Origin of the sequence: Paraburkholderia sp. BR10937 (genome assembly GCF_040965695.1) — a bacterium.
Taxonomy (GTDB): Bacteria; Pseudomonadota; Gammaproteobacteria; order Burkholderiales; family Burkholderiaceae; genus Paraburkholderia.
The window spans coordinates 1-498 of the sequence record NZ_JBFRCL010000160.1; the positions used below are offsets into that span (position 1 = coordinate 1).

General features: G+C 60.6%; 1 pseudogene. It reads left to right on the forward strand.

Annotation, left to right across the window (positions count from 1 at the left end):
- Nucleotides 1-371: pseudogene (locus AB4Y44_RS42445) on the forward strand (transposase); the annotation flags it as partial.
- Nucleotides 372-498 lie beyond the last annotated feature (127 nt).

Consider the following 498-nt stretch of genomic DNA (forward strand, 5'->3'; position numbering starts at 1 on the left):
GTTTCGAGCCGATACTGATTCCCAAACACGAACGCCGCTTTACCGGCTTTGATGAGCGCATCATCGCCATGTACGCGCGGGGCATGAGCGTACGCGAAATCCAGGCGTTTCTGGCCGAAAGCTACGGTACGCAGGTGTCGCCCGACTTCATCAGCTCGGTCACCGACGAGGTGATGGCCGAGACACTCGCCTGGCAAAACCGTCCGCTCGAACCGATGTATCCGGTCGTATTCTTTGATGCGCTTCGTGTAAAGATCCGCAGCGACGGCGTGGTGAGCAACCAGGCCGTTTATCTCGCGCTGGGCATTCAGGCCGACGGCCAGCGTGACGTACTGGGCTTGTGGATCGAGCACACCGAAGGTGCGAAGTTCGTAAGCGGCTCAGCTGGGCCGTTTGTCTAGGCGCGTGCGCGTGAGGCATGATGGTGAACTGGAGCCACCGGTCAGGTAGCGGGATTCGGCGGACTGGTAGGCGTGTGCAGCTTGTCAGCCACACGCC